The following is a 20,257-nucleotide window of genomic DNA, read 5'->3' as shown; positions in this document are numbered from 1 at the left end:
CATGCAGTTCAAGCAAAAACAAATCAGCATTTACTTTATTCCATTAGCCCTATTGATGATGCAGAGTTGCAGCCAGCATAAAACTCCGGTAGTGGCAGAGAAATTTGAAATTACAGATTCGCTGCTGAACCGTTTGCTGATTGATACCGTACAACAGGCCAACAGCAAAACAGACCTTAGTTTTTCGGCCAAGATTACTGAAGACCAAGAACGCAAGTCTGAAATTTTCCCAATGGTAAGTGGCACTTTAAGACAGATTAGTGTTAAGGTTGGCGATCAGGTAAATAAGGGACAAACTTTAGCCACAATGAGCAGTGCTGAAATGGCTGGTTTTGATAAAGAAGAGATCACCGCTGGCTCTGAACTAAAAAATGCCGAACGTAACCTGAAACAGGCCGAAGCATTATTTGAAAATGGACTTTCTTCTGCAAAAGAACTGGAAGAGGCTAAAAACGAATACGAAATTAAAAAGGCTGAGCTGAAAAGAGCTAGCAGCGTTTTGAAGTTGAATGGAGGTAATAAAATTGGATTATACGCCATCAAATCGCCAATTAATGGTTTTATTATAGAGAAAAATGCCAATAGCAATATGCAGATCCGGAGCGATTTTGGGAAAAGCCTGTTTACCGTTGCCGATCTTTCTGCTGTTTGGGCCATGATCAATATTTACGAATCTGATATTGCCAAATTGAAAGAAGGTGATCAGGTCAATATTTCAGTTCTGGCCTATCCTGAAAAGGTATTTACTGGAAAAATTGATAAACTATACAGCTTAATTGACCAAGACAGCAAGGTGATGAAAGCAAGGGTAAGCATTAATAACCCAGGTTATACGTTAAAACCAGGAATGCTGGCCACGGTTAAAGTAGCCGCAAGTACAGGTACAAACCTGCCTGTAGTAAATGCAAGAGCCATTATTTTCGACGACAATAAAAACTATGTACTTGTAATTGACCCCAATAAAAAAGTTCGGGTGCAAGAGATTGAACTTGGACGTAAAACTGCCGATAAAGCTTACATCAGCAAGGGATTAAATGCTGGCGATCAAGTCATTTCATCAAAGCAGGTCTTCTTGTTCGAAAGCCTGAAAAAATAACCCATTCTTTTATCTCTATTAATTTACCGTAATGAACAAATTCATAAAGAGTGTAATTGGGTTTGCACTAAAGAACAAATACTTTGTTTTTTTCACCACCTTTATCCTCATACTTTCAGGCTATTTAAGCTTTAAACATACTACCATAGACGCTTTTCCTGATGTTACCAATACCAACATCACCATTATTACCCAATGGCCCGGGCGTAGTGCAGAAGAGGTAGAAAAATTTGTGAGCAGACCGCTAGAAATTGCCATGAACCCAACAGAGAAAAGAACAAGCATTCGTTCTTCTTCGCTATTTGGTCTTTCTATTGTGAAGGTAACCTTTGAAGATGATGTAGATTATGCAGCCGCAAGGGTTCAGGTGAATAACCACTTGGCCGAAGCCGACTTACCAGAAGGTGTGCAACCAGAGGTACAACCACCGTATGGGCCAACAGGAGAAATTTTTAGGTATACCTTAACCAGCGATCAAAAATCGGTTAGGGAATTGAAAACCTTGCAAGACTGGGTGATCCAAAGAGAATTGTTAGCCGTTTCTGGCATTGCCGATGTGGTTAGTTTTGGTGGAGAGGTGAAAACCTATCAGATTACCGTAAATCCAGAAAAAGCGATCCAATATGGGGTAAGTGCAACTGAATTGTTTGAGGCCGTTTCTAAAAGCAATATCAATGTGGGTGGCGATGTGATTGTACAAAGTGGTCAGGCCTATGTGGTAAGAGGAATTGGGGTATTGAACAATATTGATGAGATTAGAAATATTGTAGTAGACAACGTAAATGGAACACCAATTTATGTAAAAACCATTGCAGATGTAGCAGAATCTACCCGTCCACGTTTGGGCCAGATTGGAAGAGACCTCGACCCCGATGTAGTTGAAGGCATTGTAGTGATGCGAAAAGGTGGAAATCCGAGTGAAGTGATTGCCAAATTAAAAGAAAAAATCAATGATATCAATACCAATATCTTACCTGGAGATGTAAAAATCAAAGCTTTTTACGATCGTGAAGATTTGGTCAATTACTCTGTTCATACGGTAATGAGCAATATGTTAGAGGGCATTTTGTTTGTTACGCTGATCGTTTTCCTTTTTATGGCCGATTGGCGTACCACATTGATCGTGTCCATTATCATTCCCCTTGCCCTCCTATTTGCTTTTATCTGTTTAAAACTGAAGGGTATGCCAGCCAACCTGTTGTCTATGGGGGCCATAGATTTTGGGATCATTATAGATGGCGCAGTGGTGATGGTAGAGGGGATATTCGTTGCCTTAGATCATCATGCCAAAAAAGCTGGAATGCCTCGTTTCAACAAAATGAGCAAATTGGGTTTGATTAAAAAAGCTTGTTTAGAGAATGGAAAAGGCATTTTATTTGCTAAACTGATCATCATTACAGGTCTCCTTCCTATTTTTACTTTTGAAAAAGTAGAAGGAAAAATGTTCTCGCCCTTGGCATGGACCTTAAGTTTTGCGTTATTGGGGGCATTGATTTTAACCTTTACGTTGGTGCCAGCGATGGCCAGCATTTTGTTGAAAAAAGATGTAAAGGAAAAGCACAATATCTTTCTGGAATGGATTACCAAAAAAACACTTAAAATCTACGATTTCTGTTTTAGAAAGAAGAGGCTTGTTTTCGGTACGGCTATCATCATCTTGGTCTTGGGCATCTTCAGTTTTAAATTTTTGGGTACAGAGTTTTTGCCTACACTTGATGAAGGTTCAATCTATGTACGTGCAACTGGTCCGTTGAGCATCTCTTTAGATGAGACAAAAAAACTATCCAACGACATGCGAAAGATCTTTTTAAGTTTTGAAGAAGTGAAACAGGTAATGTCGCAAACCGGACGGCCAAATGATGGAACCGATGCTACAGGCTTTTACAATATGGAATTTCACGTAGATATCTATCCCAAAAAAGAATGGAAAAGGAAACAGACCAAAGAAGAGCTGATTGAGCGGATGCAAGAGAAATTGAAAAGTTTCCCAGGCATTAGCCTTAACTTTTCGCAACCCATTTCTGATAATGTGGAAGAAGCTGTTTCTGGTGTAAAAGGTTCTATTGTGGTTAAAATGTTTGGCGAAGATTTTGAATACATTGAAAAACAAGAAGAAAAGATTGAAAATATCTTAAAAACTGTTGATGGTATTGAAGATCTGGGTATTTTAAGAAATCTGGGCCAACCCGAACTGCAGATCAACTTAGACCAAAAGAAAATGGCCTTATATGGTGTAAGCACAGCTGATGCCAACGCTGTAATTGAAATGGCCATTGGAGGCAAGGCTGCAACACAGATTTATGAAGGTGAAAGGAAGTTTGATCTGGTGATCCGTTATCCTGAGGATTTTAGGAATGATGAAAGTTCGATCAGTAAATTGCGAATCCCTACCCTTTCTGGTTCTAATGTGCAATTGGGAGAAATTTCTACCATTAGAAAAATTACTGGGCCAAGTATGATCTATCGTGATAAACATAAACGTTATGGGGCCATTAAATTTTCAATTAGAGGCAGAGACATGGGCAGTGTAATTGCCGAAGCACAACAAAAAGTAAATGCGGCTATCAAATTACCTAAAGCCTACAAATTAGAATGGGCTGGTGATTTTGAGAACCAACAGCGAGCCATTTCCCGTCTAAGTGAAGCAGTACCGATTAGTTTATTACTCATTTTCTTTATCCTTTTTGTACTTTTTGGCAATATCAGAGATGCGCTATTGGTATTAAACAATGTACCTTTTGCCATGATTGGTGGCATTCTGGCCTTATTGGCTGCAGGTGTAAACTTTAACATTTCTGCTGGGATTGGCTTTATCGCACTATTTGGTATCTGTGTTCAAAATGGGGTAATTCTCATCACCAAATTCAAAGCCAATATTGCAGAGCTTAAACACCATGAAACTTGGACCTTTACCGATGCCATGAGGGATGGAATAGCCAGCAGGTTTAGACCGGTATTGATGACTGCAATGATGGCCGCTATTGGTCTGATGCCTGCAGCCTTATCAACCGGAATTGGCTCTGAGGCCTCTAAACCATTGGCTATTGTAGTGATAGGCGGTTTAATTACCAATACTTTGTTTAATCTCTTTGTTTACCCAATTGTATTTTATTGGTCTTATCAAAAGAAAGTGCAAAAATTAGGGGCTAGCAGATTGGAAATAAATAGTTAGCAAATTATAGCATTCTAGGTGATAGATGAGTAACTTTAAATGGGTTTACTCATCTAAACCTTAATCAATTGTAATGCTAAATGAGTGCTAACACAAAAAATATGATTTTTATCTTAACCACAGTTGTCACTGGCCTAATTGCTGGGTTATTTTATGCGTATTCATGTTCAGTAAATCCAGGTCTAGCTCGTTTAAAAGATGCCGAATACCTTTCGGCCATGCAAGCCATCAATAGTGCCATATTGAACCCCGTATTCTTCCTCACATTTATGGGGACATTAATATTACTCCCTATCTCAACTTGGCTTCAATACAAGGCTGGCGGCAATTCAAACGCTTACTTTTTGTTATTGGTGGCCTCCTTAATCTATATTATTGGCGTTTTTGGCGTCACCATCATTGGAAATGTTCCTTTAAATGATTTATTGGCAAAGGCCGATTTAAAATCGATGTCTATTGAAGAACTACTCACACTTCGTTCTAAATTTGAAAAACCTTGGTTATTTTATCATCAGATTCGAACCATTAGTGTGGTCATTAGTTTCATTTTAACGATAATTGCTCTCTTTTATCGAACTAAAATCGAATAAATAGTAGTTAAAGAAAGGGGACTGCCTGCTGCTATTTTATTTTCCTAAGCCACTAGGTTCAAAATCCATTGATATTGAATTCATACAGTACCTTTTATAAGTTGGTGCAGGCCCATCGTCAAAAATATGGCCAAGATGAGAATTACAACGACCACAAAGCACCTCAGTTCTATGCATATTTAAAGAATTATCTTCTTTATAAATGGTGCTGTTTTTACGAATGGGTTCAAAAAAACTTGGCCAGCCACAAGTACTCGCAAATTTGGCATCCGATTTAAACAAAGCATTGCCACATACTTTGCAATAATAAGTACCCTTGGTTTCAGAATCCCAATATTTCCCTGTAAAAGCTCGCTCGGTAGCGCCTTCTCTAGCCACTGCATATAAGGCTGCCGGAAGTATCTTTTTCCATTGGGCATTACTTACATTTAGTTTATTGGTGGCTGTTCTAGAGTAATAAGGATTTTTTACCTCACTATTTTGTGCATTAACACTGCCAAAAAGCAGTACAAAAATGATTGAATTTACGATTGTTTTCATGGCCATCTATTTATTGAAAGTATATTGAGTTGCACCTGTAATTTCCATTGATGCTTTATCTTGTATATATACGATAATAGCGTAATTATTGGTTTTTAGATCATTAGGTAAATTAAGATTGACATGACCATTATTGGCTGCTACAGTTTTAAAATTTCGAACAATATTGACATGTTTCAGTTGAAGCCCTTTGTTTTCCCCTGCTTTTATTTCATCCTTAGCACTGTTTTGTACCACTGCAATATTTAATACTAACGATTTTGAAGACTTTTCTATTGTATAATCAATATCAACTGTATGATTTTCATTCTCCTTCGCCATTATTTTAACCTGATTTGTTGAGGATTGCTTACCTAATTGAGCAATTCCATTTAACATTTTCTCTTCATCCGATCCGATTAAATGTAATTTACCATTGATAATTGCTTGTGGTGTATACAAACCATCTGCACCGCTCATTGATGCGTATTCACGTTGACGTGCACTATATGCCGCATTACTAAACTGGTCTATCCAGCCCAATTTATTCCAATAATCTACATGAAATGCCAATAAATATAAATTCTTCTGCCCCGACTTCGCCAACCTAGCTAAAACCTCGTCTGCTGGCGGACAACTTGAACAACCTTCTGAAGTAAACAGTTCTACTATGGCAAATCCTTTTATTTCAGACAAATGTGGTTTCACCAATATACTACGGGGCTTAACCCAGGCTAAAAGCCCTGCAATCATAATTAATGAAAGTACAGCTATACTTAATATTTTTATTTTCATCTTGTCTATTTTGAATAAATCATCTTTAACTTTTATTCACCTAAATTTAAGCAACTAAGCCAATATTTTTAGGTATTGCGCATGCGCTCTAATCATTTTTACACCCTCTGCTGTACTCATTAAACTTAACCCCTTTCTTTCTGCGTTAAGTTTGCTGATTTGGTAAAGTAGTTGCCAATGTCTGATGATTTCTTTCCATGCAAAAAAAATGGAATGAGCTGGATCATACATGTGTGTGGGTTCGCTTGCAGCACCATTTACTTCAATTACAGAGAAATTCTTACCTGCTGATAAGTCTTCCCAATTCTTAAATTTAATATCCAATCGACCGAAATAAAATTCTGGAATTTTCTGACAAAGCTGATCAATTGTAGCTACCAATTCAGTATTGATCATATGGCTAGAATCTACAAACTTGGCACCCCTACTATGGTTGCCATAAGGCACCAAAGTTTGAAGCTTCCCTACAGGTAAAACCTGATCTAAAAATTTACCATAGGTATTTCTTAAAATAGGGAGCTGCAAGAAGAAACGATCTTCCTTCATCAATAACATTTCGATACTAGATACTCCATCTCCAGTAACAGCCAAAAATTCTTTACTTACAATTCCAGAAATATTGCCTTTCCCCTCACCTGGAATACGGTAATAAAAAACTCCAGCTTCTTGTTCATAATCAATAAACTCTTGTAGTAAAAAATCAACTTTACATTGTTGTTGATACAAACTAAGTTCTGTTGCTGTTTTTAAAAGTTTTACCTGTACGCCTCGTTCTCCAACATCAGGTTTGGCAATCATCGGAAAACCTAAGTTTTGCATTTTACATAAGTTGAGTAATTCTTCTGTTTTTGCCTCAGTTCTACACACTAAAGTATTTGGGTAATATTTGGTGGGCATCAGTTCATATATTTTGCTTTTTCGTCCAAGCGCAAAACCCGCATTGAGTATTAAAGGATTTGCTGCACTAAAAAAGAATAAAGAACGTGCTTTTAAACTCAACCAAAACCAATACAACATTGGCGGTGCATACACCAATTGAAGTGGCCAATATTCCCAATTCAAAATCTTGATCATGGTTTTTTTAAAACTAGAAAACAACGGTTTATTGAACAGATTCTTTTTATGGTTAGTTTTTAAGTTGATAGCTAGGCTCTCTAAATCTGGCACCTGATGTTTTAAATCGAGATAGATCATCCTGGCATTATCCTTAGAAAGATGAATATGAGTAATACTTACCGTAGCTATTTTTCCATCTCTATTCATCACCAAATCGTTATTCTGATCTCCGGTGCCTGCAAAACGATGAAAATTTAAAATGCTATCTGTACCAATTGATTGTTGGTTAGCTGCTTGCCAATTTATAAACCAACGCTCCCGTTCTTGCATTGTTTTTTGGGTGTATAAGGTTGCAGAAGACCAAATGTGCGCAATTTTATTATTCAACAAGGCTTGATGTTTTTTCTTACCATCCCACCTATACTCGTGTAATTGACCCTTGGTAAAAAGGATCAATGTAAAAGGCTCAATCTCTTCTAAATTAAGGTGGTCAAAACAAGTAGATGGCCGCTCATGTCCAAGTACCTCTAAGAGAATAAGCCCTCTACTTTTAGCATAAGGTGGTAAAGCCACATGACCTACAAAAGCCCCATTAAGTAAAACAGCAACGTCTCCATTTTCTTTTAAAGCTACCCAAGTACCTCCTTTAGCTGTGTCTTTCGGGAACAATATATCATAACCATTCATATGGTATCGTTGCGGAGCCAAGGCATTGGCCCTGGTCCATTGTTCATCACGGTTAGATGTAATATAATAACCGTTTTTAACTGGGATAAAGGTTACTGTGCACATTCGTTTCTGTATTTTAAAGTAGAAATGGCTAAACCAAAATCTATAGGTAAACTAATGGATGAAAATTCAGCAACAGCTATTCTAATCAAAGCCATGTGATGAACAGTATGCTCTAAATTATAAACCAATTCTCTGTAGTAACTACTGGGTACCGTGAATTCATCATTGTTTGCAATGGTATAATTAGCAGCTAACAATAATTGATGATTTGGCTTCTCAATTGAAGCTGCTATTTGCTGTAGTTTGGCGATGGCAAAATATCGATCCGTTTCAATAGCATGATCTCTTTTACGCTGATCGTAATTAACTTCTCCCGAAATATAACCTTGATCAAGTGCTAAATAAAACTCAATAATGTGTCGCATATGTTGACCAATTGTTGCACTAGACATTATGGGTATCTGTTTGATAAACTGATCATCAGTTAAGGCTTTCAAAAGCTCACTTAATTGGGCAAAGAGATTTACTATTGGCTCTTTTAAATACATAGCGATCTTATTTAGGATTTCTTTTTTTGAGCAAGGCGATGGGTTGTGCTCTAAAAATATAAAGTAGAAGAAGACAGGGTATCAAAACAATTAAGGCCAACATAAATAATTTCCCATGGTCGTTCTGTACCACAATACCTAAATTACTCAGATGAAAGTAAATTGCACCTGCCATTAAACCAGTACCCATTAGTGCACCAATACCAGTAGTTCGAGGCATCAGAATCAAAATAGATGCGAGTAGTTCAAGTACCCCAGTTCCAATCCTACCCCAAGGTTCCATTCCTAATTTTGAAAAAATGTAAATTGATTCTGGTGCTCCAGTAAATTTAAAGAACAAAGTTTGGAGCATAATTATTGCTGCAATTAGGCGTAATACCCAATAAATAACGTTTTTCTGTTGTAAAGTCATCAGTTATTATTTTAAGGTTTGTCTATTATTTTAGGCCATTGTTCATCCGCTTTTTTAATTAAAGCTTGCTGATCTTTTGTCCACATCTCTTTAACTTTTGTATTGTAATTGAAATACAGTTTACCCTCTACAATTGTCCATGTATCAGTTTGGGTTGGTGCTTTGTAACCATTAGAGGTACCATAAGCGCAATAACCGCCATATTGTGGTTCAAAACGAGTTGGGTCGGCTTTAAAACTTTCTAGGTTAGCTCTATTTGCAAATAACCACTTGGTATCCTTCCAATTAAAAGAGAGACTGTCTTCTCCTTTTACAGGTTTTGAATCTTTAAAAAATGCAACCGGATCATAACCTTTTATGGCTTTGCCACCGGGAGCAAATATTTGCGATTTCTGTGCATTGACATTGGAGATGGTAAAAAATGTAACTATGGCTACGGTAATTAAGATTTTCATGTCTTGTTTTTATTTTATAACTATTTATTGATTTGTTTTGATCCAGTTTTGATCTGCTTTCGTTTTTAAATTCGTTTCATCCTTGTTCCAATCTTTAAGGGTGTTGGTGAAAAATTTATTATAGAATAGATATAATTTCCCATTCAATATTTTAAAAGTTTCTGGATCTACTGATACCTTTTCATTGTTCTTACCCATGGCATAAGCACACCATCCGCCATATTGTGGTTCGTATTTAGACGGATCTGCTTTAAAGAGTTCTCTATTTTTAACGGAGCTGAAATGATACTTTACTCCTTCAATGGTGATATTGATATCTTTTTTACCTTCAATCGCCTTGCTATTAACAAAATATGCAACAGGATCATAGCCCTCAATGGCTAATGCAGATCGATCTAGATTAAATTGTTTTTTCCGTAAGTCAGTTTGGGCTGACCCATTGGTGATTACAAAAGTGGATAGGATTAAAAAAACTAGGATTTTTTTCATAATGATATGGTCTTTTTCCCCTTTGTCGGACTTTTTTTTGAAACCTTACAAAAAGATTCAATTAATTTATAAATCCTTGTAAGGTTCAATGCTTTAGTACGACTAACTAAATAAAACCCTATATTGAATTATACAAAAGCTTATGCAAGACGCTAAACCAGCAACAGTAGAAATGGTAAACCCTCGTCAATGGATTGAGAATTATGCTGATTACTTGTATCGGTATGCCTTGACCAGAATAAATGACGAAGAACAGGCAAGAGACCTGGTACAAGAAACTTTTTTGGCTGGATTAGAAAAGACTGCCACTTTTGAAGGCAAAAGCTCTGAAAAGACTTGGTTAACGGCCATCTTAAAAAATAAGATTATTGACCTATATCGTAAAAAATCGTCTGGATTAAGTGCCAAAACAGAAGCTTTAACGGAAGAAACCTTTCAACAAGATTTTTTCGATGCTGAAGATGGGCACTGGAAACAAGAACATCGACCAAAAGAATTTATCGCATTACAAGAAGAACCCTTGCAACAGAAAGAGTTTAACAACATTTTACAAGGCTGTATGAAAAAATTACCGGAATTATGGTATGCTATATTTTCGATGAAACATATCGATGAGGAACCAACAGAGGTGATTTGTACCACGCTAAAAGTAACACCATCTAATTTTTGGGTCATCATCCATCGCACAAAACTCAGTTTGAGGGCTTGTTTACAAAAACACTGGATCTAAATCATTAAGCTATGAACCCTATCACAAAAATTGCTTACAACTGCCAAAAAGCTACTTTCTTGATTGAGAAAAAACAGCTTAGTCCTTTAACTGCTAGAGAAAAGATGGAGCTTAAAATTCATTTGGCTGGCTGTTCTGTCTGTAGAATGTTTCAACAACAAAGCATTTTCATTAATAAAATGTTTAGCGGAAAATTGTTTGGCAATCGGTATGAGCACATCAAACTTGATGAAGATTTCAAATCGGCATTACAGCAAAAAATTGAACAGAAGCTAGAAGAACATTAATGGTTTGGTTGATTAGCTAACCAACCAGACCATTCGTTTATTTTATAATTTGAACTGTAGGGTTAAGTAATAACCTCTGGGGTCAGATGGTAAAATACCTGGTCCAGGATAACCATCAGCCCTACGCGTAAAGTACTTTTCATTTAACAAGTTATTGATACTGCCAGACAAAGTAAACCACTTCCAACGATAACTGGCACTCAAATCCATTACCTGATAAGCAGGCACTATGCCATCTACAGCTGTAGGGGTAATTTCTGCGTTGGTAGCATCCGAATAATGTTGGGCAACATGCGAATACTGTATACTCGTATTGAAAGTTTGATTGCCGAATGATAAACCTGTACGAAATAATAAAGGTGGTACAAATTCTACCTTTTTATCTTTAATTTCTGGCCTTTTTGTATTGATGTAGCGAGCATCTATCAAAGAGAAGTTGGTATAAACTACCAGTTTATGTTTGCTGGTTCCCTTAGTAAATGCCCTCAACAGGTCGGCCTCTATTAAACTTTCGAAACCAATATTTCTACTGTCTGCAACGTTTGTTCTTAATCGATAGATCATATTGCTTTGATCTGTGGTAAAAACAGACCCTATCCTATCGTTGTATTTCAAGTAGAACACACTCAGGTCGTAATAAAGCCAATCTTTTAAATTCCCTCTTACTCCCCCATCTATGGTATAACCTTTTTCATCTTTCAACAGAGAATCTACCCTTGCATTTTGGTTCTGCACCCTTAAATCGGTAAAATTGATCGATTTATAATTCTGAGAGATGTTGGCATACATTTCAATGGCAGCATGTGGTTTGTAAGAGGTTCCAACGCCAAACAATACAAATGAGCGTGGGTTTCTTCGGTGATCAATTTTTTTCAAATCTGGCACACCGATCTGACGTTGTATATAATAGCCATCGGCACCTGTTGCAATGTGTTCAAACCGCATTCCGGGGGTAATACTCCATTTGCTATTGAGCTGAAAAATATTTTCGGCAAATAATGACAAATTGGTACCAGGGAAACGAAAATCTGATTTATTGGCCATGGCATTCAAAAAGTTGAAATCAGCGCCAGCACCGGTATCAGCATCACCCTGTTTTTTAGCGGTCATCCCTCTATAGACCCTGGCACCAACCAACAAGGTACTTTTTTCGCTATTAAACAACTCGTACTGATGAAGTACCCTCAATTCTGAACCATAGTTATTGTATTGATCGGCCATTAAATCTCTTGGTGTCCCTACACCTGGATCGGGTCTATTGATATAAGTGAGTACCCCAAGGGCATCTCTACTGGCCTGCAAATGGTAATTACGCCAGTTCAATTTGGTATGCTCGCTCAACTGATAGTCTAATGTGACGTTCAAAAGATCCCATTTCACTTTAAACCAGTTTCTATCTCTAACTGAAACCGAAGGATCAGTATTGAATTGATCGTCTGTTAAACCACCGGGTTGTTGCGCCAGATAATCCATATGGGTATATTCTGTAGTGAGTTTAAGTTGATCGGTAAATGCATAATCAAGATGGATATAGCCCGAATTTTGGTTAAAATTTCCATTTGGACGCCAACTATCACCCTTTTTATATTGATAGAAAGCATAATAATTTAACTTCTTTACTTGACCACCAATGCTGTTAAATGAATTGAAAAATCCAAACGATCCAACGGTTTGTCTACTGGTCAATTCAATTTGTTTATGCTCAGGACCTTTTTTCATTTTAAAATTGATCATTCCACCAAATTGAGTTCCATATTGTAAACTGGCAGCACCTCTTACAATTTCAATTCTATCCAGCGCTTCTGTAGGTGGTGTATAGTAACTTTCTGGATAACCCAAGGCATCGGCACTGATATCGTAACCATTTTGACGGGTATTAAAATTAGAAACCCTACTCGGATTTAATCCACGGCCACCAATACCCAGCTGTAAGCCTCCACCATCGTACTCCCAGATATTCAATCCTGCAATACGGGCATAAACTTGCCTGGCGTTATTAGTAGCCAAGTTTGCATTGATATTTTTCAGATTGATCACTTCAGTTTTTTTACCTGCATAAATTGCAGTTCCTTCTACCTGTTTCAATTGATCTGCCACTCTGTTATTTACTTTGGTTACGGCTACCATTTCTAGCTCTATTACCTGGTCTTCTTCTAGAACGAGATCAAGATCAATACTTTTCTCTTTGATTTCGATTGTTTTCTTAACCGTTTTAGCCCCCATAAAAGATACCGTAATTTCATACCTACCTGCTAACAGCTCTTTGAAGCTAAACTCACCAGCCGCATTACTCATGGTGCTTTTATTTAAAGGTTTTAAAATAACTGTTGCGCCATCAACAGGCTTTGCTTGCAATGAAATTTTCCCTGATAGCTCGAGTTGTTGGGCAATAGTAAAAAATGGCAGCAAACAAAAACATAAAATGCTGATTAATCTCATAAATTGTGGTGTTATGGTGTAAATGGTAAAATCCATTTGTAATGTTTAAAACTAAGTTGTTGATTGGCCAAATCAACGGTATGATCAACAAATGGAGCTGATCTTCTTCCATTTAAGGTTACGTACACATTTGCATAAACCTGAGGCTGCCTAATGCCTCTTCTAGCATAGCTATCGGCTAAATAATGCGCATACCTTAAGATGAGGTCGGGCTGGGTACTCATCATTTTTTCTTGTTGGGCAGTTAAAAATTCGGCATTGTTCACTTCATAGGTTTTTCCGGTTTCACTTTCTCGAATAGTAAAAGTGGTAGTACCTACCTTTTCTATTAACATTACCCGCCACGAAAATCTGTAGCCTTCTTCTGTCCAGAACAAAGGTCCAGAATAAGCTAGGCATCTGATTGGTGCAATAAGTTGAATGATAAAAAAACAACCAAACAGATACAAAAGCTGTTTTTGGTACCGTGGTTGATTAGATTGATTTCTTTTTTTTACTAGCGCCAATGGACCAGCAAAAAATCCGAGTAACCTCAAATGAAAATCTCCGCTAAAAAAGATCAAGGTACAAAGCACCATAATGTAAGGAAACATACCAATGGCCGGGAAAAATAAGGCTGTGGCGAAATGGAAAACCAATACTGCTAAGTAACCTAATAAACGGGTTTTACGGTTCAATAAAAAGAAAACAATAAAAAGGTCGTACACTGCACCAAACCAGCTAAAGAAATAAGCTACCCACTCCTGATACATCAATGAACCTATAATAGGAAGATGGCTCTTGGTGGGCAACCATATTTTCATGGGTTGGGCTGCCAAAAGCCAATCTGGGTTTATTTTGGCCAGTCCGGCAAAAAAATAGACCAGTCCAAGCTGTAAACGGATGGCGCCAATACACCATCTTGGAACTTCAGTAAGTTTAAGAGAAGGGTTGAACTTTATGTCAAGCGAAAAAAATCTACCTGCCGGAAGCCAGATCATCAGAAAGCTGATCACACTTATAAAATAGTAGTGATTGAGGTAATAGGTAACATCAATCAATTCAACATAGGTAAACAACAAGAAGAAAGTGACGATAGCTATACGATACCACCAGCCAAGTGCAATTAAAAGTGCTGATAAGCCGATCAAAAAGAATACGAAATGCATCCCTACACTACCTAATGGTTGCACCCAATCAAAGCCCATGAACGTAAAATGAAAGGTTGGATCAACGTATTGTGTAGTGATCCAACCCTTGAGCCAAAACCGGATTGTACTTAACAACATCATGGCTCCAAAAATGATCCTGAAACTTGCTAATGGTGCAATAGATACCGGAAATTGGATCCATTTGATGGCTTTATTAATCACCATCGTTATCAACGTAGGAAATTTGAACGCCTAATTTCGAAACCGCATCAGTTTTGATAAGCCTTAATAAAAGTTGTATTTCTTTAGCCGCATCTTCTATTAGCGGTTTATGATTGGCTAACGAAGTAGCTAAAGGAGCTGGAATGGCCTTTAATTTAGTGTTAACGATATCAAACTGGTTTAAGATTTCTGTTCTTAATTGTGTATGACCAAGTGCTGCCAACAGATCTGAAAGACCCTTGCCACTGTTTCCACCAGTAAACATATTTTTTAGGCTACTCATGTTCTCTATGGCAAGTTCAAGAGATAAACCCGAATAATAACCTTCACACAGTTGTGGAAATTGTACACCACCAGACTGGCTTCCGAAAGGCCAACCTAGTCTTGGACCTTTAATCATGTCCATTTCAAAAGAAAACTGGTTCATCATATAACTAATTGGACTACCAGAATTACTTTTAGTATTGGAAACAAACTGGCTACGGTAAGTACCTTTCCAAAGCGATAAGGTCTGATCTACCAAAGATTTAATCCTTGTTAACACATCCTGAACATATTTTTTGCGATTCGCACTTCCAGCATCTCCAAATTTCGCAATGGCACCATCTGCAAACAACAGGTAATCCAAAACAGGAAACCCTTGCTGATGTATGGTAGAGTTCTGTACCAAATTCCAATTTCCACTGCTGATGTTTTCTTCAACAATAGTTAGATCAGGTTTGTCTATACCTACTTTTTTCATGGTATTTGCAGGTAACATGTTTATGAAACTGCTTAACGATACCTCATCGGCAGGGCCAAATTGTAAAGCCGAAATTTTTTCTACCTGTAAAAATGCATCTTTAAAAACAAGCTTTAAGGCATTCTGGTTGGCTACGTTTGGACTATTGACAAAGGTATTGACAGCAGCCTGTAAAGGGACCATTTTTTGCTGCATCTGTTCAAATGCAGGTATAATCAATTGATCAGCGTAGTTGACCAACATTGCTGTTTTATCAAATTCGTTGACTTTGGTGTCATCAGGTTTGTTGCTGCTTTTACTACAAGCTAGTTGAAGTGTAAGTGCCAATAAAGGCAATAAGTAGAGGTATTTTTCAAATCTTCTTTTCATCTCAAATGGGATTTTAATAAAAAGTAAAACTCTCTGCGGTAGATTTACCACAGAGAGTTCCACTAGTAATGGATTGCGTACTATTTCAAAAAATTAAAGACCATAAGCCGTTTTTAAAATAGTTTGTCCTTCTTTAAGCATGGTATAACCTGCTTCATTCAATAGCGTATAAAAATTAGTTTTGATGATCGTTTGTAACCTGGTATAGTTGGCAGCACTCAATTTGCTGTTTGCTGGTCTGTATTTTAAGGCTTCTACAAAACCATAAGCTTCAGATAAAGCATGTAATTTTACACCAGGAAATGTACCAACACCAGCATCACCAGTAGTAGGGTTAGTGAAATAGGCCAATGCTGCAGCTGCTGCCAATTGCTCCCATTTCTCTTTAATGATGGTGATCTGCTCATCACGAACTTTAATGTCTTTTGCACCTATAGCCGCACGACCTTTTAAAAATGCATCGAAAATAACTTTACCGGCATTGATATCCTTACCACGTTCGGCTAAATAACCACCCCAACCAATCGGTTTTGCAGGGAAAACAAGAGTTGATGCATAGGTAACGGTAGGGTCATAATTAACGGGAACAGAGAGGTAACCAAAAGCTTCATCAAAATGTTTCTTCTGATCAGCAATCGTTCCATCGGTTTTTACCAATGTAAGTAGGTCCATTGCTTGTTTAAACAACAAACTACCCATCAATCCTTTAGCTACTGCCTGACCATTCTCTAAACCTGTTGCATTTACAATTACTTTAGTCGTTGCACTTCTTTCTGCATAACCAGCTTTTCCGTTAGTTGCAATGGTGGTAATTGCACTCTCGGTTACTAAATCATCTAGGTATTTTTTAAATACTGGGGCATCAGTTGTTTTTTCTACAATACTAACGCCAGAGGTATTTAAAGCGGCTTCTGTAAAAGCATTGCCGGTATTGTTAAATAGATTAGTAGCTTTTGTTGCATCTAGTGCAGTACCCGCATTTGGAAGTTTCATGTAAGCATCCAATTCTAACCACATTTTGGCACGATTAGTTGAACTAGTATAATTTGCATCACTGAAATTATAAGTCGTAGGGATATCGTATGGTGCAATTACATCATCTGGTGTTTTGGTCTTTTTACATGATGCAAGACTTAGAATAGTAAGCGCAACTAAGGCTGAATTTTTAAAAAATTTGTTTTTCATTTTTGGTGTTTTTATTGGATTATATAAATTTATTAGTAACATTGTTTATAATAAGTCTAAATAAGAATATTGAGCTGCAAACATAATGACCCTTTCTAAAGATTTTCTAAAGATTTAGAAGATGCCTTAGAAAATTTTACACCTACCCATGAAAATACTACTTGTTGAAGACGAGCCTGTGCTGCTCGATGAGATAGCAACCTATTTCAAATCGCACCATTTTACCTGTGAACATGCCACTACTTTTAAGCATGCTGAACAGAAACTGACAGATTATCTCTATGATATTGTGGTACTTGACATTACCCTCCCCGATGGCAACGGAATAGAACTGATCGAAAAGATTAAACAGAAACATTTAGAAACAGGCATTTTAATGCTTTCGGCCAAACATTCTCTTCAAGATAAACTCAATGGTTTTAATCTTGGAGCAGATGACTACCTGACCAAACCATTTTACCTTGAAGAGTTAAATGCCCGTGTAAATGCTATTTATAGGAGAAAAGCATTAAAAGGAGCAGAAAAAATAACCTTTGATGGAATTACCATAGAACCCCTATCTAAATCGATTACTTTTCAGAACCAAGAAATTGGCTTAACTAGAAAAGAATGCGAATTGCTCATTTATTTTGTGATCAATAAAGACAGGGTGGTGAGCAGAACCTCAATTGTAGAGCACCTATGGGGAGATCACTTTGACCAAAATGACAGCTTTGATACCATTTATGTACACATGATGAACCTGAGGAAAAAACTGCTTAAAACCTCGGGTAAAGACTATATCAAAACCGTTTACGGCATTGGTTACAAATTTACATTCTAATGCGCTTACTCTCTAAAATTAGCTACTATCATTTTGGGTTGAGTGTAGTGGTACTTGGCGTTACTGGTTTTATCATGTTTCTTTCTTTAAGGGCCGAAATTTCTAAAGAGATTGAAGAGCAGTTAGAACTACAGGCAGCTATGGTTGCCGAAGAGTTGCAAATAGGTAAAAATGTATCTTTTCCGTTGGTGCAAATTACCAAAGGCAACAGCAACCTGATGAAACTACCTAAAGTTTTCACAGATACACTGATCTATGATAAACTGCAAAACGCACATGAAGGTTATTACTATTTTAAAGAGAGTAAACTCATCAATGGCAATTATTACCGGATCAGGGTAATGACCACCTACATTGGTTGGGGTAGTTATTCTCGTACCATCAGCTATATCTTTTTAGGCATAGCAGCCCTTTTAACCCTCTTAGGCACCCTCATCAATTACCTCATCAGCCGTGGCATTTGGCGTCCATTACTCGTCAATCTTAGAAGAATGAAAGACTATTCTGTAAGTTCGGATGATGGACTGCAGCTAATTAGTACCGATGTTAAGGAATTTAAGGAAATGAATGCCGTAATGGTGGATCTGGCCGAAAGAGGTAAAAAAGAGTATATGGCATTAAAACAATTTACAGAAAATGCCTCTCACGAGATCCAAACCCCACTTAGTATTCTCAAAACAAGGTTAGAAAGCATCAGTCAGTTGCCACTTGAACCAAATGTGGTGCATTTACTTGGAGATGCTAAAACTGCGGTAACAAGGTTAAGTAAAGTGAGCACTGGCTTGCTCCTATTGGCTAAACTCGAAAATGATACGTTTGTAGATAAGAAATGGCTAGCACTAGATGAGGTGGTAAGACGAAATTTAGAGCTACAGGAAGACTTATTTGAATACAAGCAGCTAAATATTACATTGAACCTCAGCCCGAAACAGGTATTTGCCAGCACTTCTTTAATGGATATCTTAATCTCCAACTTGTTAGCTAATATGCTTAACAATACCAATGATGGAGCTAATGTAGCCATTACCTTAGATCACGAAAAAATAGTTTTCTCTAATACTGGAATACCACTTTCATTTCCAGAATCAAAATTATTTACCCGTTTTACCAAAGGTGCAGGTGCAAATACGCATAGAAATGGCTTAGGACTATCTATTGTGAAACAAATCTGTTCGAACAACAATTGGAAGATTAGCTACAACTATAAAGATGAGCTGCACATTTTCGAAATTGAGTTCTAAGACCGTAACTTAGTAACTACTTGGTTTTATTTTCTTGTAAAGAAACGGCAATAACATTAATCCAAAGCCTGTTCCAAATAAAAGACCTCTTACCAAATCTGGCATGGCTTGAAACTGTGCAACTATGAATGTTCCTGAAATTAAAAAAAGTCCCATTGGGATCAATACAAATCGTTTTTCGAATTTCTGTTGCATATTTTTTAATTTTTGAGGGGCATTAGCTATTTCAGCTTGTACAATTGATCAATAGCTATGAAATTTTGCTTTACTAATATACTGATATTTCTATTTCAGCATTCTGTTTTTAGTCAATTCGATACTTTTTATTGAACCAACAGGCGAAATTTTTACAGCAGGATTACCTTTTGCCAAATAGAAATAATAGAGACTGTTAGATCCAACCATATAAATATCTTCAGATTCTCCGCTACTATAATTCAATTTATAATCATAATCCAATTTATTGTTCTTGATATTTCTAGCTGTTTTTGCACCTTGCCCAATGCCAAAGCCGAGGAAAAAAGACAATAACATAAAAGCAAAAATTTGAATAGCAGTAGTGGTAAAAATCCCTTTTAATACTTTCTCAGATGGTTCTGGCTCAATGTTGTTTAGATCAAATGCTTTTTCTACCCATTTTTTAGTACGCAATCGATATAAGATGAGAGGCAGCACTAGCACACAACAGATAAACATCATGGTAAAGATGATGAGTATAATCGGGTCGAGCGTTAAAGTGGCTATAGGGCTAATCAAAACATCCATAATTGATGAATATTTCAAAATGTTGATCCCAATTTGATGAAAGAATACACTTTCTTTGATAATACCCAATACCACCAAAAAAAGATAGCCCAGGGGGAGTAAGTTCTGTAATTTATCTATAGATTTCATGTTCACAAATCAAATGATTAGACTATTTCGATTCACGTGATTTGATTTCGGTATTGAGCTGACTCAACACAATAAAGCTAGGTAAGAGTGTCATTAAGCAGCCCGGAACAACAGCTAGCAGCACAAAATTTTTGGTTTTAAAAATGAGATAAAGCAAAACCGAACATATAACGACCATACCTATACCAATACCCATGCTAGTGCTTTTTAATTTTTTTCTCTTTTCGTACAGTTCTTCTAATGTTAAGGTTGATAGCTTATTCTTCTCCATAAAATGAGGGGTTGAAAATGTTGTTTGGGTTGAAATTTAAACGAACTTATTTATAAATTC

At 37.0% G+C, this 20,257-nt stretch carries 21 protein-coding genes; 7 read left to right on the top strand and 14 right to left on the bottom strand.

Translation table 11 applies throughout. The features are described from left to right. Window position 1: 1 nt before the first annotated feature. The 3 genes from AQF98_RS08610 to AQF98_RS08600 all read left to right on the top strand — a co-directional run bounded on the left by AQF98_RS08610 (window position 2) and on the right by AQF98_RS08600 (window position 4,858). Window positions 2-1,096: an efflux RND transporter periplasmic adaptor subunit gene (locus AQF98_RS08610; protein ID WP_055131531.1), complete on the top strand. Its 1,095-nt coding sequence runs from the start codon at window positions 2-4 to the stop codon at window positions 1,094-1,096. A gap of 31 nt (window positions 1,097-1,127) precedes the next feature. Beyond that, window positions 1,128-4,268 carry an efflux RND transporter permease subunit gene (locus tag AQF98_RS08605; protein ID WP_055131530.1) on the top strand — a complete coding sequence of 1,047 codons (3,141 nt, stop codon included), beginning with the start codon at window positions 1,128-1,130 and terminating at the stop codon, window positions 4,266-4,268. Window positions 4,269-4,348: 80 nt separating this feature from the next. Further along, complete coding sequence (locus AQF98_RS08600; RefSeq protein WP_055131529.1) at window positions 4,349-4,858, top strand: DUF1772 domain-containing protein; 510 nt, start codon at window positions 4,349-4,351, stop codon at window positions 4,856-4,858. Window positions 4,859-4,894: 36 nt separating this feature from the next. Here AQF98_RS08600 and msrB read toward each other — a convergent pair whose 3' ends face one another. Genes msrB through AQF98_RS08565 form a run of 7 tightly spaced genes read right to left on the bottom strand, consistent with a single transcriptional unit; the run spans window position 4,895 to window position 9,864 of the window. After that, the gene (gene msrB, locus AQF98_RS08595) at window positions 4,895-5,398 is read right to left on the bottom strand and encodes a peptide-methionine (R)-S-oxide reductase MsrB (RefSeq protein WP_055132096.1); all 504 of its coding nucleotides are present in this window, start codon (window positions 5,396-5,398) and stop codon (window positions 4,895-4,897) included. 6 nt (window positions 5,399-5,404) lie between these two features. Then, window positions 5,405-6,172 (bottom strand): thioredoxin family protein, encoded by a 768-nt coding sequence (locus tag AQF98_RS08590; RefSeq protein ID WP_055131528.1) that lies wholly within the window; start codon window positions 6,170-6,172, stop codon window positions 5,405-5,407. Window positions 6,173-6,226: 54 nt separating this feature from the next. Next, a complete protein-coding gene (locus AQF98_RS08585; protein WP_055131527.1) occupies window positions 6,227-8,020 on the bottom strand; it encodes an NRDE family protein in 1,794 nt (597 codons plus the stop codon). Continuing rightward, window positions 8,008-8,508: a hypothetical protein gene (locus tag AQF98_RS08580; RefSeq protein ID WP_055131526.1), complete on the bottom strand. Its 501-nt coding sequence runs from the start codon at window positions 8,506-8,508 to the stop codon at window positions 8,008-8,010. Before AQF98_RS08580 ends, AQF98_RS08585 begins: the two co-directional genes overlap by 13 nt. Before the next feature lie 7 nt (window positions 8,509-8,515). Then, window positions 8,516-8,920 carry a DoxX family protein gene (locus AQF98_RS08575; RefSeq protein WP_055131525.1) on the bottom strand — a complete coding sequence of 135 codons (405 nt, stop codon included), beginning with the start codon at window positions 8,918-8,920 and terminating at the stop codon, window positions 8,516-8,518. An 11-nt stretch (window positions 8,921-8,931) separates the two neighbouring features. Beyond that, complete coding sequence (locus tag AQF98_RS08570; RefSeq protein WP_055131524.1) at window positions 8,932-9,375, bottom strand: YHS domain-containing (seleno)protein; 444 nt, start codon at window positions 9,373-9,375, stop codon at window positions 8,932-8,934. Window positions 9,376-9,399: 24 nt separating this feature from the next. Further along, on the bottom strand, window positions 9,400-9,864 hold the full coding sequence (locus AQF98_RS08565; RefSeq protein WP_055131523.1) for a YHS domain-containing (seleno)protein: 465 nt from the start codon (window positions 9,862-9,864) through the stop codon (window positions 9,400-9,402). A 142-nt stretch (window positions 9,865-10,006) separates the two neighbouring features. Between AQF98_RS08565 and AQF98_RS08560 the strand changes: the two genes are divergently transcribed. Both AQF98_RS08560 and AQF98_RS08555 read left to right on the top strand, forming a co-directional pair. Further along, window positions 10,007-10,594, top strand: a complete 588-nt coding sequence (locus AQF98_RS08560) for a sigma-70 family RNA polymerase sigma factor (protein ID WP_055131522.1) — start codon at window positions 10,007-10,009, stop codon at window positions 10,592-10,594. A gap of 11 nt (window positions 10,595-10,605) precedes the next feature. Continuing rightward, entirely contained in the window at window positions 10,606-10,881 is a 276-nt protein-coding gene (locus tag AQF98_RS08555; protein WP_055131521.1) for a zf-HC2 domain-containing protein, read from the top strand. Window positions 10,882-10,923: 42 nt separating this feature from the next. On the opposite strand, the gene AQF98_RS08550 is transcribed toward AQF98_RS08555, so the two are convergent. From AQF98_RS08550 to AQF98_RS08535, 4 genes are all read right to left on the bottom strand, one after another. Beyond that, a complete protein-coding gene (locus tag AQF98_RS08550; RefSeq protein ID WP_055131520.1) occupies window positions 10,924-13,356 on the bottom strand; it encodes a TonB-dependent receptor in 2,433 nt (810 codons plus the stop codon). After that, complete coding sequence (locus tag AQF98_RS08545; protein ID WP_055131519.1) at window positions 13,332-14,675, bottom strand: HTTM domain-containing protein; 1,344 nt, start codon at window positions 14,673-14,675, stop codon at window positions 13,332-13,334. Before AQF98_RS08545 ends, AQF98_RS08550 begins: the two co-directional genes overlap by 25 nt. After that, window positions 14,665-15,783 carry an imelysin family protein gene (locus AQF98_RS08540; RefSeq protein WP_055131518.1) on the bottom strand — a complete coding sequence of 373 codons (1,119 nt, stop codon included), beginning with the start codon at window positions 15,781-15,783 and terminating at the stop codon, window positions 14,665-14,667. Before AQF98_RS08540 ends, AQF98_RS08545 begins: the two co-directional genes overlap by 11 nt. A gap of 93 nt (window positions 15,784-15,876) precedes the next feature. Further along, window positions 15,877-16,968: a DUF4856 domain-containing protein gene (locus AQF98_RS08535; protein WP_161805858.1), complete on the bottom strand. Its 1,092-nt coding sequence runs from the start codon at window positions 16,966-16,968 to the stop codon at window positions 15,877-15,879. Window positions 16,969-17,116: 148 nt separating this feature from the next. Between AQF98_RS08535 and AQF98_RS08530 the strand changes: the two genes are divergently transcribed. Beyond that, window positions 17,117-17,791: a response regulator transcription factor gene (locus AQF98_RS08530; RefSeq protein WP_055131516.1), complete on the top strand. Its 675-nt coding sequence runs from the start codon at window positions 17,117-17,119 to the stop codon at window positions 17,789-17,791. Beyond that, window positions 17,791-19,032, top strand: coding sequence for a HAMP domain-containing sensor histidine kinase (locus AQF98_RS08525; RefSeq protein WP_055131515.1), 1,242 nt, complete (start codon window positions 17,791-17,793; stop codon window positions 19,030-19,032). Before AQF98_RS08530 ends, AQF98_RS08525 begins: the two co-directional genes overlap by 1 nt. A 9-nt stretch (window positions 19,033-19,041) precedes the next feature. Here AQF98_RS08525 and AQF98_RS08520 read toward each other — a convergent pair whose 3' ends face one another. The 3 genes from AQF98_RS08520 to AQF98_RS08510 all read right to left on the bottom strand — a co-directional run bounded on the left by AQF98_RS08520 (window position 19,042) and on the right by AQF98_RS08510 (window position 20,197). Further along, window positions 19,042-19,227: a hypothetical protein gene (locus tag AQF98_RS08520; RefSeq protein ID WP_055131514.1), complete on the bottom strand. Its 186-nt coding sequence runs from the start codon at window positions 19,225-19,227 to the stop codon at window positions 19,042-19,044. A gap of 90 nt (window positions 19,228-19,317) precedes the next feature. Beyond that, complete coding sequence (locus tag AQF98_RS08515; protein WP_055131513.1) at window positions 19,318-19,926, bottom strand: hypothetical protein; 609 nt, start codon at window positions 19,924-19,926, stop codon at window positions 19,318-19,320. A 22-nt stretch (window positions 19,927-19,948) separates the two neighbouring features. Further along, window positions 19,949-20,197, bottom strand: a complete 249-nt coding sequence (locus AQF98_RS08510) for a hypothetical protein (protein WP_055131512.1) — start codon at window positions 20,195-20,197, stop codon at window positions 19,949-19,951. Between the last annotated feature and the right edge of the window lie 60 nt (window positions 20,198-20,257).

The sequence above is a fragment of the Pedobacter sp. Hv1 genome (assembly GCF_001412215.1).
In the GTDB taxonomy this organism is placed as follows: domain Bacteria; phylum Bacteroidota; class Bacteroidia; order Sphingobacteriales; family Sphingobacteriaceae; genus Pedobacter.
This window is presented reverse-complemented; position numbering and strand designations above follow the sequence as displayed.